Origin of the sequence: Citrobacter sp. Marseille-Q3906 (assembly GCF_916618775.1) — a bacterium.
Lineage (GTDB): Bacteria > Pseudomonadota > Gammaproteobacteria > Enterobacterales > Enterobacteriaceae > Citrobacter > Citrobacter murliniae.
The window spans coordinates 2644942-2658907 of sequence record NZ_CAKAKA010000002.1 but is presented as its reverse complement, the minus strand read 5'-3'; the positions used below and the strand labels follow the sequence as shown (position 1 = coordinate 2658907).

Genomic DNA, 13966 nt, shown 5'->3' with positions numbered 1-13966 from the left:
CTGGCTATATGCCAGGCGAATTTGTTTCACTTGCCTCGGAATTAGCGTCAATGACAGACAATATTCATAAACATCGCATTCTCATCCTGGATTTCGGATCGCAATACACTCAGTTGGTGGCTCGTCGCGTACGTGAACTGGGCGTCTACTGTGAACTGTGGGCATGGGATGTTACGGAAGCACAAATTCGCGAATTCAACCCAAGCGGTATTATTCTTTCTGGCGGGCCTGAGAGCACTACCGAAGACAACAGTCCGCGCGCGCCGCAGTACGTGTTCGAAGCTGGTGTACCGGTATTTGGTGTCTGTTACGGTATGCAGACCATGGCGATGCAGCTTGGCGGTCATGTAGAAAGCTCAACCGAGCGTGAGTTCGGCTATGCGCAGGTGGAAGTGAAAACCGACAGTGCCCTGATCCACGGCATCGAAGACTCCCTGACAGCAGACGGCAAACCGCTGCTGGACGTGTGGATGAGCCACGGCGATAAAGTGACGGCAATTCCTTCTGACTTCGTCACCGTTGCCAGCACTGAAACCTGTCCGTTCGCTATTATGGCAAACGAAGAAAAACGTTTTTACGGCGTGCAGTTCCACCCGGAAGTTACCCACACTCGTCAAGGCCTGCGTATGCTGGAGCGTTTTGTTCGCGACATCTGCCAGTGTGAAGCTCTGTGGACGCCGGCAAAAATCATTGATGACGCCGTTGCCCGTATTCGTGAGCAGGTTGGCGACGATAAAGTGATCCTCGGCCTGTCCGGCGGTGTTGACTCCTCCGTTACCGCAATGCTGTTGCACCGTGCAATCGGTAAGAACCTGACCTGCGTATTTGTTGATAACGGCCTGCTGCGCCTGAATGAAGCTGAGCAGGTGATGGACATGTTTGGTGACCACTTTGGTCTGAATATCGTTCACGTCCCGGCAGAAGAACGCTTCCTGAGCGCGCTGAAAGGCGAGAACGATCCAGAAGCTAAACGTAAAATCATCGGTCGCGTATTCGTCGAAGTGTTTGACGAAGAAGCCCTGCGTCTGGAAGACGTGAAGTGGCTGGCGCAGGGGACAATCTACCCTGACGTGATTGAATCTGCCGCTTCTGCAACCGGTAAAGCACACGTTATCAAATCTCACCACAACGTGGGCGGTTTGCCGAAAGAGATGAAAATGGGCCTCGTTGAACCGCTGAAAGAGCTGTTCAAAGACGAAGTGCGTAAGATTGGTCTGGAGCTGGGTCTGCCGTACGACATGCTGTACCGTCACCCGTTCCCGGGGCCAGGTCTGGGCGTGCGCGTACTGGGCGAAGTGAAGAAAGAGTACTGCGACCTGCTGCGTCGTGCGGATGCTATCTTCATTGAAGAGCTGCACAAAGCTGACCTGTACAACAAGGTAAGCCAGGCGTTCACTGTGTTCCTGCCGGTTCGTTCGGTTGGCGTTATGGGCGATGGCCGTAAGTACGACTGGGTTGTTTCCCTGCGTGCTGTTGAAACTATCGACTTTATGACCGCTCACTGGGCGCACCTGCCGTATGATTTCTTAGGCCGTGTTTCCAACCGTATCATCAACGAAGTGAACGGTATTTCCCGCGTAGTGTATGACATTAGCGGTAAGCCGCCAGCTACGATTGAGTGGGAATAACACCTACTTTTACCTGATTCTGAACAGGTAGTAACACGCTTAAAGCCCTCTGTTTTTACAGAGGGCTTTTTAATTTCAGCACGGCTCCGTTGCAGTCGTAATAGCAACGCCACATCGAAATATGAGGAGTAGATTCACAGGGGGTGAGCATTTAGTAACGCTGACGTCTGGTGCTGGTTGAGGCTGAAAGGCGTAACAAAAAAGTGTTCAGGCGGTATTAAGCCGCCAATTTTCTCACGGGGGCAGTCAACAAAAGTTAGCGTTGAGCAGGCGTTTCTACGGAGAGTGAAGACTGTTGCGCTTCTTTTTTATCCTGGTGATGATGCCAGGCACCAATGGCAGAGTAGACGAAGCGTCCGAAGAAGAAGAGAAAACTGATAAGCAATATGATACGGATCATGCGACTGTTAAATCGATGTCGTTTTCGCATACTGGTAGCCTGACTCACAAAAGGTTCCTTCAAATGTACCCAACAGTGTGGGCGATACTTACATTAAGGCACACTGTGAGGGAATGGTCAATTCATCATTATGTAAAATGTAAAAACGCATCGGTTGTTTTATCTTTTTATGTTATGGAACATAATTTTATTATTTGCATTAATAATGAATTAACGAAAATAAAAAAGAAAAAAAGTAATAAATGATTAATGAGGGATATTTTTTTTGATACATATCAAATGCCCTCCGTAAGCGATAACTAAAATTGAGGGCCGCTGTGATGAACTAAACATCATTTTTTAAAGTCAGGTGGGATACCTGTCTGAAACTCCTTCAGGATGTGAAGGATCCTACTGAGCATCTATGAAACTCAATAAAAACTATATTCGCATTAGAGATAAATGGTGGGCATTACCTCTCATCTTACCTTCCTTGCTGCTGCCTTTATTGAGCTCAGCAAATACTTACGCACATATTAGTACCGGTAATATTGTCCTTTTTTATCTGCCTTTAGCACTGATGATTAGTCTGATGCTATTTTTTGGCCTGGCAGCATTGCCGGGAATTATCATTGCTATTTTCTGGTCTAAATATTCACAGTTAGGTCTGTCTGAAACGTTTTCAATTATCACGCACTTTATAATCACAGTTGTACTCAGTTGGGGTGGGTATCGGGTGTTTTCCCCACGACGCAACAATGTTGCTCATGGTGACTCTCATCTGATGCTCCCGCGCATGTTTTGGCAGGTTTTCTGCCCGGCTACGTTATTCCTGATACTCTTTCAGTTTGCTGCGTTTGTTGGCGTGTATGAAAGTAAATCTGGCATGATGGGAGTTATGCCTTTTAATATTACGACACTCATTAACTATCAGGCATTGCTGGTGGGGAATCTCATCGGTGTTCCAATGTGTTATTTTATTATCCGAACTGCGCGTAATCCACTGTATTTGCGTAGCTATTTTTCTCAGTTAAAGCTGCAATTTGATACTAAAGTATCAAAAAAAGAGTTCGCTATCTGGTTGATAATATTGGCTGCGTTAATGGTATTGCTGTGTATGCCATTAAATGATAATAGCTCAATATTTAGCACGAATTATACCCTGTCGCTCTTATTGCCTGTTATGTTGTGGGGGGCAATGCGTTACGGTTATAGATTTATTTCGTTAGCTTGGGCTGTAATACTGATTGCTGCAATTCATTATTATCAGCGCTATATGCCTTGGTATCCCGGCTACGATACACAGCTTGCGATCACCTCCTCGAGCTACCTGGTTTTTTCTTTTATCGTATGTTACATGGCAGTGCTGGCGACACGTCAGCGAATTGTCAGCGCTCGGGCCCGCCGTCTTGCTTATCTGGATCCTGTAGTACATATCCCTAATCTTCGAGCTTTAAATCGGGCGTTAAAGAGTACGCCATGGTCAGCACTCTGCTATTTGCGCGTGCCGGGGTTAGAGCTACTCGGGAAAAACTATGGCGTTATGCTCCGCATCCAGTACAAGCAGAAGCTTTCTCACTGGATCACCGAACAACTGGCACCCGATGAATGTGTATACCAGATGTCCGGACACGACCTTGTTTTGCGTCTTACTACCGAATCACACCAGCGACGTATTGAGGCACTTGATAAGCATATTAAGCAATTCCGCTTTATCTGGGATGGTATGGCTCTACAGCCGCAGGTCGGGATGAGCTACTGTTATGTACGCTCTCCGGTCAGTCATATCTACCTGCTATTAGGCGAACTGAGTACCATTGCCGATTTCTCCCTTGTCACCAATGCGCCTGAAAATTTGCAGCGACGTGGTGCCATGAATTTGCAGCGAGATCTGAAAGATAAAGTAGCAATGATGAACCGACTTCAGCAGGCGCTGGAGCATGATCACTTTTTCCTGATGGCGCAGCCGATTTTGGGTGTACGCGGTGATATGTATCATGAAATCTTGCTACGGCTTAAGGGGGAGGAGGGGGAAACCATTCCTCCTGATTGTTTTTTACCCGCAGCTCATGAGTTTGGGCTGTCATCCAGTATTGACCTTTGGGTAATTGAAAACACACTGAAATTTATGGCTCAAAATCGGGAAAGCATTCCAGCCCGTCGTTTTGCTATCAATTTGTCTCCAACATCAGTGTGTCGTGCCCGCCTTCCATCCGATATCGCTAAATTGCTGGAGAAATATCAGATTGAAGCGTGGCAACTGGTTTTTGAGATAACGGAAAGTAACGCCCTAACCAATGCGGAACAGGCCCAGGCAACATTGCTGCAATTACAGGTATTGGGGTGTCAGATTGCGATTGATGACTTTGGTACTGGTTATGCCAGCTATGCGCGGCTTAAAGACGTGAGTGCCGATATCCTGAAGATTGACGGCAGCTTCATTCGTAATATTGTCTCGAACAGCCTTGATTACCAAATTGTTGCTTCGATTTGTCATCTGGCGCGGATGAAAAGAATGATGGTGGTTGCGGAGTATGTCGAAACCGAAGAGCTTCGCAGCGCTGTGATTTCTCTGGGCATTGATTACATGCAGGGCTATCTGATTGGCAAACCGTTGCCGCTGAATGAGATTCTGGAGGAACAGGTGTCAGACGCGCTGACACCTGCTGAAAATTCACGCTGCGATATCGGGTGAGCTTTCTTCCTCGATCTTAAGACGCCAGCCTGTTACGGCTTCCCAGTACTGCTGCTCCTTTTCCAGATCTAGCAGGACGAGCGCGTTCTGGCTGAACCAGTCGTGCGGGAAGCGTAATGTCCAGTGATTTTCGTCAGTTACCAGCGTAAGTGTCGGCGGCGTTGTGGTCGCCTGACGCTGATTATTCAGCAATACACCCAGTCGTAATAGTTGGATCAACGGCAGAAACTGTTTCTTCTTGAACAACGTAAAGCGTGGTAAATCATCCAGCTTTACGGCTTTACGATGGTAGCGAACTAACGTCGCCATCATCAATTGCTGTTCCTGGTTGAAACCTGGCAAGTCGCTGTTTTGCAGAATGTAAGCCGAGTGACGGTGCAGGCCACTGTGATTGATGTTCAGCCCAACCTCGTGCAGCATGGCTGCCCATCTGAGCAATGCTTCCAGTTGCGGATGGGCCAGTTTGGGCTGCTGTGCATGCCACTGGTCGTACATCTGCATGGTGGTTTCCAGCACGCGACGAGCTTGTTCGCTGTCGATATTGTACTGGTTCGCCAGGCTGCTGGCGGTGCGGCTACGTACATCCTGATGGCGAAAACGTCCTTCCATCTCATACAACACGCCTTCACGCAGTGCGCCATCAGAAAGTCGAAGTTCACGGATACCCAGCGCATCAAAAACGCCACACAGGATAGCCAGGCCCGGTACAAAAACAGCTTTTCTGTCCTCGGATAACCCAGGCATACTGAGCGCTTCGAATGAGGAATGTCTCAGCACTTCGCTGGTCAGCATGTCCAGACGTTCGGGGGTGATAAAACCATCTTTTTCACCCATTTCCAGCAGCACTTCGTGCGCCGCTTTGATCGTGCCTGAGGCTCCCAGCGCCACGTTCCAGCCCTGAATACGAAACTGCCAGGTTAACGTTTCAAGTTTTTGCGCGGCCGCCATGCGCGCGCGCTGGAAATTTTCCCGGCTGATTGTGCCGCCAGGGAAATACATTTGAGCAAAACTGACGCAGCCCATACGGCGGCTTTCGACCAGTTTCGGCTCGAAGTCTTCCCCAATAACCAGTTCAGTCGAACCGCCGCCGATGTCGATAACCAGCTTGCGACCTTTCTCCGGCTGTGTGTGCTCAACGCCCATAAATATCAGTCGCGCTTCTTCGTTACCGGAGATAATTTCAATCGGGTAGGGGATGACCTTTTCTGCTCGCTTCAGAAAATCAGTCGCATTCAGCGCCTGGCGCAAAGTGTGAGTTCCCACAATGCATACGCTTGATGGTGGAAAGCCCTGCAGACGTTCCGCGAATAATGACAGACAGCTTAATCCGCGCTCCATCGCCTCTTCGCTCAGCTTGTTGTCTTCGCCGAGCCCATCTGCCAGATGTACGCGTTGTTTCAGGCGTCCGATAATTTGCATCGCGCCATCGACTACCCGGGCAATGACCATATGAAAACTATTTGAACCAAGGTCGACCGCAGCAAACTCCTGCGGTCGTGGTGACTTGTCGTGTATTGGCATAGCGTTTATCCGTCATACTTCAAGTTGTGTTTGTGTTGGCTGCTTTCGTACACCCCAGTCACTTACCGGCGTAAGCTCCCGGGGACTCTCTCATTTGCCGCCTTCCCACAACTTGAATTATTTAGGCTAGTGTCAGGTTGCTCGAGTGATTTGATGTAGTCATAAATCGCCAATTGTGACTGAACCTTACGGCGGTTTCCACGTGGCACGTAGCGATTACTTAGTTCTTTATCAATGTAACGGGCTTTCACCGTATCGCTGAACAGGATCTCTATAATATCCAGCACGCGTTGCTTAAGGCGTGGATCGAGAAGCGGTGTGGCAACTTCGATACGATAATCGATGTTTCTCGTCATCCAGTCTGCGGAGGAGAGGTAAACCTGTTTATCACCGCCGTTTTCGAATATATAGACCCGGTCGTGTTCAAGGTAGCGGTCAACGATACTGATGACGCGAATATTGTCACTGATACCTTCCAGATTCGGGATCAGGGAGCACATACCGCGGATCAACAAATTGACCTGCACACCTGAGCCTGATGCCGCATAGAGGCGGTCAACCAGGCCTTTATCAACCAGGTTATTCAGTTTTAACGTGATGCCGGAAGGCTTACCTTGCTGTGCATTGGCAATCTCTTTATCGATCATTCCGTACAGCAGACGTCGTGAGTTTTGCGGGGAAACCAGCAGGTAATCGAAAGTTACCGGACGATACGGATTTTCAATAAAGTTAAATACCCGGCGGACTTCGTTGGTAATGCGCGAATCGGCAGTCAGTAAAGAGTAGTCGGTATACAATCGTGCCGTTTTTTCGTTGAAGTTACCCGTCCCGATATGCGCGTAGCGCACGACTTCATCGCCTTCTTTACGTGAGATCAGGAATAGCTTGGCGTGAATTTTCAGCCCTGGCGCGGAGAAGATAACATGTACGCCTGCTTCGGTAAGACGCTTGGCCCAGTGAATGTTAGCTTCTTCATCAAAACGCGCCTGCAATTCCACCACCACGGTGACTTTTTTACTGTTGTGAGCGGCATGAATCATCGCGTCGATGATGCGAGAGTCTTTTGCCACGCGATAGATGTTAATTTTTATCGCCAGCACGCTCGGGTCGAAGGAGGCCTGTCGCAGTAATTCAAGTACGTGCTCAAAAGTGTGGTACGGATAATAAAGCAGAACATCGCGTTCACGGATCGCGTCAAAGCCGTTACGAAATTTCTCGTTATCAAACCAGATATGGCGCAGCCGGGGCAGCGGTTTGTTCACCAGATTGGCTTTGCCAACGTTAGGGAAGTTAATAAAGTCTTTGAAGTTATGGTAACGACCACCGGGAACTATCGAGTCATAGCGAGAAATGGTCAATTTTTCACGCAGAACCTCAACCAGCGCATTCGGCATATCACGTTGATACACAAAGCGCACGGGTTCTGCGGTCAGACGCTGCTTCAGACTGGATGACATGAGTTCCATCAGGCTGGATTCCATCTCGTGCACCAAATCGTATTCGGCATCGCGGGTCATTTTCATCGAATAGGCATTCAGCGCATCGTAATCAAAGAACCCTTTGAAAATATCATCCAAGCAATAACGTAAGATGTTATCCAGCAAAATCATTGGTTTGCGGCGGCGCGGCGTTTCCGGCGGCAAATTCACAAAGCGGGGAACCTTGTCGGACGGAATTTCCAGTAGAGCATAACGAATGGTATCGCCGCGAATAATCTCCACGGCCAGATAGGTATAGTCGTCTTTCAAAAACTGAACTAAATCTGTCTCGCGGTTAATCAGGATCGGCGTGATGTGCTGGCGAAGGTATTGCTTGAAGTAATGGCGTAACCAGCTCTGTTGATTCACTGATAACTGGCGTTCATTGATTAAGAAGATCTGGTTGCGCGCCATCTCCAGCAGTAATTCATTGTACAGGCCGTCAAATTCCTGATCGGCTTTCAATACTCGGGCCTGGATTTTGCCTAACAGATGGCGGGAGTGGGAGTTTGAACCCTGTTCTTCGCTAATAATGATACGGCGCTTCAGTTCGGCAAAACGAACTTTGTAAAACTCGTCAAGATTATTGGAATAGATGCCTAAGAAACGCATCCGTTCAATCAACGGGTTTGATTTATCAGCAGCTTCCTGGAGTACACGTTCATTGAACGCTAACCAGCTGAGTTCTTTCTCGATGTATAGCTTTTCCTGACCCATTACCACTTTTACTCCGTTTCATTCACGGGACACTACCGATTTATTATGGCGAGCTTTGCTCTCAGATGTCCAACTGTGCCAGAAAAGTATGACAATAAACCGTCTGGTAGCAAAGAGAAAGGGGAAGAGTAGATGCGCCATCGGGCAAGCTGGGGCTTCATGGCCGGATGGTGACATCATTGCGTCCTATCCGGCCATGTGAGGGACTTTTATTCGTCAGCGGCATAGCCTTGTGGTGAAAGGCGATTGCCGTCCAGCCAGGCCGCGTTATCGCGCATTTTCAGGCGACCGTCGGTAAACCAGCTCACCACCAGCGGATAAATGGCGTGTTCCTGCGCCTGAACGCGGGCAGTAACATCATCTTCGCTGTCACCGTCAAAAACCGGAACCTTCGCTTGCAGAATAACCGGGCCACCGTCGAGTTCATCGGTCACGAAATGAACGGAGGTTCCATGTTCTTCATCCCCGTTTTCCAGCACCTGACGGTGGGTATGTAGGCCGGGATATTTAGGTAACAGGGAAGGGTGGATATTGAGTAAGCGTCCGGCATAGTGGTCGACAAATGCCGGGCTGAGGATGCGCATATATCCGGCCAGCACCACCACATCCGGTGCATAAGCATCTATCTCTTTTATCAGTTCCCGATCGAATGCTTCTCGGCTGGCAAACTGGCCTGCTTCCAGCGAATGTGCCGGAATAGTTGCCTCTCGTGCACGTTCAAGGCCGAACGCGTCGGCCTTGTTACTAAATACTGCACGTATGGTGCCATTGATTTTTTTCTGTTTGCAGGCGTCAATTATCGCCTGCAAATTGCTTCCGTTGCCGGAAATGAGCACCACGATGTTTTTCATTCAATAACCACACGCTGTTCGGAATCAGAAGCTTTGATGATACCGATTCTCCAAGCGTTTTCACCTTTCTCATTCAGCAGGGCGAGTGCTTTTTCCACTTCAGTTTCCGGCAAGGCAATGACCATACCTACGCCGCAGTTGAAGGTACGATACATCTCGTGCTGGCTGACGTTACCTGCGGTTTGCAGCCAGTTGAAGACGGCTGGCCATTGCCATGAGGATTCGTCGATGACCGCCTGCGTGTTATCTGGCAGTACGCGCGGAATATTTTCCCAGAAACCGCCGCCGGTCAGGTGTGCGATAGCATGCACATCGACCTTCTCGATCAGTTCCAGAATGGATTTCACATAGATGCGTGTCGGCGCCAGTAAGTGGTCGGCCAGTGGTTTTCCTTCCAGTTCGGTCGTTTCCGGGTCACAACCGCTGACTTCCACGATTTTACGCACCAGGGAATAACCGTTGGAGTGTGGGCCGCTGGAGCCGAGTGCAATCAGCACATCGCCATCAGCTACTTTTGAACCGTCGATAATTTCTGATTTCTCTACTACCCCAACGCAGAAGCCGGCCACGTCGTAATCTTCGCCGTGATACATCCCCGGCATTTCAGCGGTTTCCCCGCCGACCAGCGCACAACCAGACTGCAGACATCCCTCAGCAATACCGTTAATCACGCTGGCAGCGGTATCCACATCCAGTTTGCCGGTAGCGTAGTAATCGAGGAAAAACAGCGGTTCAGCGCCCTGAACCACGAGGTCGTTAACGCACATCGCCACCAGGTCAATACCAATGGTGTCATGGCGTTTTAGATCCATTGCCAGACGCAGTTTTGTACCTACGCCATCAGTGCCGGAAACCAGTACAGGTTCACGATATTTTTGCGGCAATGCGCACAGCGCGCCGAAGCCACCCAATCCACCCATAACTTCCGGGCGACGAGTTTTCTTCACTACGCCTTTGATTCGATCAACCAGAGCATTACCTGCGTCAATATCAACACCGGCATCTTTATAGCTAAGAGAGGTTTTATCGGTCACTGCTTGGGTCCCCACGCGTTAACTTGCGGTAGCAATTAAATTCGGCGCAATTCTAACAGGGAAAGCAAACGTTTGCGAGCCTGCTCTGCAACGACTTTTTTCTGCTGTTTTTTTCAGCGTTTGACCTTTTCAATAGCACAATAAACCGCAACCCGACGATGCTGGATACGTGTTAACGGGTGTGAGTCTGATGAACAATATTCAGAAAATCTTTTTTGTGGCTTCAATACGTCATACAGACCAGAAGATAATGCTTATATAATTCAATATATTGATACTATTTTCCGTCAAGGCTGTGGCCTTGTTTTATACTCATCTCCCGAACGCAAATGACTTTGGTTGATCCATATCAAGCGTATGCAGTGTTGCGCCAGAGAGGAAAAGCGGTATAATCCGGCGATTTTTTTTGTGGTTGCCACTCGTCTGAGGAAAGGAGAAGAGTATGAAGATCGTGGAAGTCAAACACCCACTCGTCAAACACAAGCTGGGACTGATGCGTGAAAATGACATCAGCACTAAACGCTTTCGTGAACTCGCCTCGGAAGTTGGCAGCCTGCTGACCTATGAAGCAACCGCTGGTCTGGAAACCGAAAAGGTAACCATCGAAGGCTGGAATGGCCCGGTTGAAGTAGACCAAATTAAAGGTAAAAAAATCACTGTTGTACCAATCCTGCGTGCGGGCCTGGGTATGATGGAAGGCGTACTGGAAAACGTTCCGAGTGCGCGTATCAGCGTAGTTGGCATGTACCGTAACGAAGAGACTCTGGAGCCGGTACCGTACTTCCAGAAGCTGGTTTCTAATATTGATGAGCGTATGGCGCTGATCGTCGACCCGATGCTGGCCACTGGCGGTTCCGTTATCGCCACCATCGACCTGCTGAAAAATGCGGGCTGCAGCAGCATTAAAGTACTGGTGCTGGTAGCCGCACCGGAAGGTATCGCGGCACTGGAAAAAGCGCACCCGGATGTTGAGCTATATACCGCATCTATCGACCAGGGGCTGAACGAGCAAGGATACATTATTCCGGGACTCGGCGATGCTGGCGATAAGATTTTTGGTACTAAGTAAATGAATAAATAAAAAGAAGCCGACTTTAAGAGTCGGCTTTTTTTTGAATAAAACAACCTAATCACTAATAACAAACAACACTCAGAGGAAAACACTATGACGCGCCGTGCTATCGGGGTGAGTGAAAGACCGCCGCTTTTACAGACGATCCCGCTTAGTTTGCAGCACCTGTTCGCCATGTTTGGTGCAACGGTACTGGTGCCTGTCCTGTTTCATATCAACCCGGCAACTGTCCTGCTGTTTAACGGTATTGGTACACTGCTGTATCTCTTCATTTGTAAAGGCAAAATTCCTGCCTATCTGGGGTCCAGCTTCGCGTTTATTTCTCCGGTATTGCTGTTGCTACCGCTTGGGTATGAAGTGGCGCTCGGTGGTTTTATTATGTGCGGCGTTCTGTTCTGCCTGGTTTCTTTCATCGTTAAGAAAGCAGGGACCGGCTGGCTGGATGTGATGTTCCCGCCTGCGGCCATGGGCGCAATCGTTGCCGTTATCGGTCTGGAACTGGCTGGCGTTGCAGCTGGTATGGCTGGTTTGCTTCCTGCAGAGGGGCAAATGCCAGATTCCAAAACAATTATCATCTCTATGGTAACACTGGCGGTAACTGTTTTTGGTTCAGTACTGTTCCGTGGCTTTATGGCCATTATCCCCATTCTGATTGGTGTACTGGCGGGTTATGCGCTCTCCTTTGTGATGGGCGTTGTGGATACCACGCCGATTGCTCAGGCTCACTGGTTTGCTCTGCCGACCTTCTACACACCACGCTTTGAATGGGTTGCCATTCTGACCATCCTGCCTGCGGCACTGGTAGTTATTGCTGAACACGTAGGGCATTTGGTGGTAACGGCCAATATCGTGAAAAAAGATTTGATTCGCGATCCTGGACTGCATCGCTCGATGTTCGCCAACGGTCTGTCGACGGTGATCTCCGGTTTCTTTGGATCCACGCCTAACACCACTTACGGCGAAAACATCGGCGTGATGGCCATTACCCGTGTATACAGTACCTGGGTTATTGGCGGTGCGGCTATTTTTGCCATTCTGCTCTCCTGCGTCGGTAAACTGGCTGCCGCGATTCAGATTATCCCGCTACCGGTGATGGGCGGTGTGTCGCTGCTGCTGTACGGAGTTATCGGCGCATCTGGTATTCGCGTGTTGATCGAATCGAAAGTTGATTACAACAAAGCGCAAAACCTGATCCTGACGTCGGTTATTTTGATCATCGGTGTGAGTGGTGCAAAGGTTCACATTGGTGCCGCTGAACTGAAAGGGATGGCACTGGCGACCATTGTCGGCGTATGCCTGAGCCTGATCTTCAAAGCGATTAGCTTGCTGCGTCCGGAGGAAGTTGTCCTCGACGCCAAAGATGCAGAAGACACCCCGCAACACTAAGTCTTTGACCGGGCAGCGACGCTGCCCGGTTCTATCACGACGTATTTCTGTGGTAAACTCAACGCGATTTTATGAAATCCTGGGTTGAGGTATCTCTGAACACACCGGCACAGCTCTCTCTGCCACTTTATCTTCCTGACGATGAAACTTTCGCGAGTTTCTGGCCGGGGGATAACTCCTCTCTACTGGCTGCACTGCAAAACGTGCTGCGTCAGGAACATAGCGGGTATATCTATCTCTGGTCGCGCGAAGGCGCGGGCCGTAGCCATTTGCTGCATGCAGCATGCGCCGAGTTGTCTCAGCGCGGCGATGCGGTAGGTTATGTACCACTGGACAAACGTACCTGGTTCGTACCGGAAGTGCTTGACGGTATGGAGCATCTGTCACTGGTGTGTATTGATAACATCGAATGCGTTGCCGGGGATTCCCTGTGGGAAATGGCTATTTTTGATCTCTACAACCGTATTCTTGAGTCAGGGAAAACCCGGCTGCTGATCACCGGCGATCGCCCGCCAAGACAGCTGAATCTGGGACTACCGGATCTTGCTTCGCGCCTGGACTGGGGGCAAATCTATAAGTTGCAGCCGCTCTCGGATGAAGACAAGCTTCAGGCTTTGCAACTACGTGCCAGATTACGCGGGTTCGAACTTCCGGAAGATGTGGGGCGCTTTCTGTTAAAACGACTGGATCGGGAAATGCGCACTTTGTTTATGACACTGGATCAACTCGACCACGCATCGATCACCGCTCAGCGCAAACTAACTATTCCGTTCGTCAAAGAGATTTTAAAACTGTAAGCACCGCAACCGGAAAGGCTGCGGTGTTATTTGATGTTAATCGATGATTTCCAGTACTTGCTCCGGCGGACGACCAATTCTCGCCTGACCGTTTGCCACCACAATCGGGCGCTCCATCAATTTCGGGTTTTTCACCATCGCCTCAATCAACACATCTTCACTCAGACTACTGTCCGCCAGGTTAAGTGATTTGTAGAGATCTTCTTTCTGGCGCATTAATTCGCGAGCGCTGGACATTCCCAGCATCTGCAGCAGTTCACGCAGGGTTGCTGCGTCAGCAGGTGTCTCCAGATAAAGCACCACTTCCGGTTCTACACCGTTGGACTTCAGTAACTCCAGCGTTTCGCGGCTCTTTGAGCAGCGTGGGTTATGGTAGATTTTAATCGCGTCTGACATTGTGGTTTCCTG

At 49.5% G+C, this 13966-nt stretch carries 10 protein-coding genes and 1 pseudogene; 5 read left to right on the top strand and 6 right to left on the bottom strand.

Annotation, left to right across the window (positions count from 1 at the left end; genetic code table 11):
* Positions 1-50 precede the first annotated feature (50 nt).
* Positions 51-1628 (top strand): glutamine-hydrolyzing GMP synthase, encoded by a 1578-nt coding sequence (gene guaA / locus LG384_RS16935; protein WP_045446095.1) that lies wholly within the window; start codon positions 51-53, stop codon positions 1626-1628.
* A gap of 256 nt (positions 1629-1884) precedes the next feature.
* Here the strand turns inward: guaA and LG384_RS16930 are convergent, their stop codons facing one another.
* Positions 1885-2076: a YfgG family protein gene (locus LG384_RS16930; protein ID WP_048220835.1), complete on the bottom strand. Its 192-nt coding sequence runs from the start codon at positions 2074-2076 to the stop codon at positions 1885-1887.
* A 355-nt stretch (positions 2077-2431) separates the two neighbouring features.
* On the opposite strand from LG384_RS16930, the gene LG384_RS16925 reads away from it, so the two are divergent.
* The gene (locus tag LG384_RS16925) at positions 2432-4702 is read left to right on the top strand and encodes a sensor domain-containing phosphodiesterase (protein WP_200010304.1); all 2271 of its coding nucleotides are present in this window, start codon (positions 2432-2434) and stop codon (positions 4700-4702) included.
* On the opposite strand, the gene ppx is transcribed toward LG384_RS16925, so the two are convergent.
* From ppx to purM, 4 genes and pseudogenes are all read right to left on the bottom strand, one after another.
* Complete coding sequence (gene ppx, locus LG384_RS16920) at positions 4682-6223, bottom strand: exopolyphosphatase (RefSeq protein ID WP_045446089.1); 1542 nt, start codon at positions 6221-6223, stop codon at positions 4682-4684. The genes LG384_RS16925 and ppx overlap by 21 nt on opposite strands.
* A 131-nt stretch (positions 6224-6354) precedes the next feature.
* Positions 6355-8418 (bottom strand): annotated as a pseudogene (gene ppk1, locus LG384_RS16915) (polyphosphate kinase 1); the annotation flags it as partial.
* Positions 8419-8627: 209 nt separating this feature from the next.
* Positions 8628-9269, bottom strand: coding sequence for a phosphoribosylglycinamide formyltransferase (gene purN / locus LG384_RS16910; protein ID WP_045446086.1), 642 nt, complete (start codon positions 9267-9269; stop codon positions 8628-8630).
* Positions 9266-10303: a phosphoribosylformylglycinamidine cyclo-ligase gene (gene purM / locus LG384_RS16905; RefSeq protein WP_045446083.1), complete on the bottom strand. Its 1038-nt coding sequence runs from the start codon at positions 10301-10303 to the stop codon at positions 9266-9268. Before purM ends, purN begins: the two co-directional genes overlap by 4 nt.
* A gap of 442 nt (positions 10304-10745) precedes the next feature.
* On the opposite strand from purM, the gene upp reads away from it, so the two are divergent.
* From upp to LG384_RS16890, 3 genes are all read left to right on the top strand, one after another.
* The gene (upp, locus tag LG384_RS16900) at positions 10746-11372 is read left to right on the top strand and encodes a uracil phosphoribosyltransferase (protein ID WP_045446080.1); all 627 of its coding nucleotides are present in this window, start codon (positions 10746-10748) and stop codon (positions 11370-11372) included.
* Positions 11373-11468: 96 nt separating this feature from the next.
* On the top strand, positions 11469-12761 hold the full coding sequence (gene uraA, locus LG384_RS16895; protein WP_045446077.1) for a uracil permease: 1293 nt from the start codon (positions 11469-11471) through the stop codon (positions 12759-12761).
* A gap of 95 nt (positions 12762-12856) precedes the next feature.
* The gene (locus LG384_RS16890; RefSeq protein ID WP_223307030.1) at positions 12857-13558 is read left to right on the top strand and encodes a DnaA inactivator Hda; all 702 of its coding nucleotides are present in this window, start codon (positions 12857-12859) and stop codon (positions 13556-13558) included.
* Positions 13559-13594: 36 nt separating this feature from the next.
* On the opposite strand, the gene arsC is transcribed toward LG384_RS16890, so the two are convergent.
* Positions 13595-13954 carry an arsenate reductase (glutaredoxin) gene (gene arsC / locus LG384_RS16885; RefSeq protein WP_045446071.1) on the bottom strand — a complete coding sequence of 120 codons (360 nt, stop codon included), beginning with the start codon at positions 13952-13954 and terminating at the stop codon, positions 13595-13597.
* Between the last annotated feature and the right edge of the window lie 12 nt (positions 13955-13966).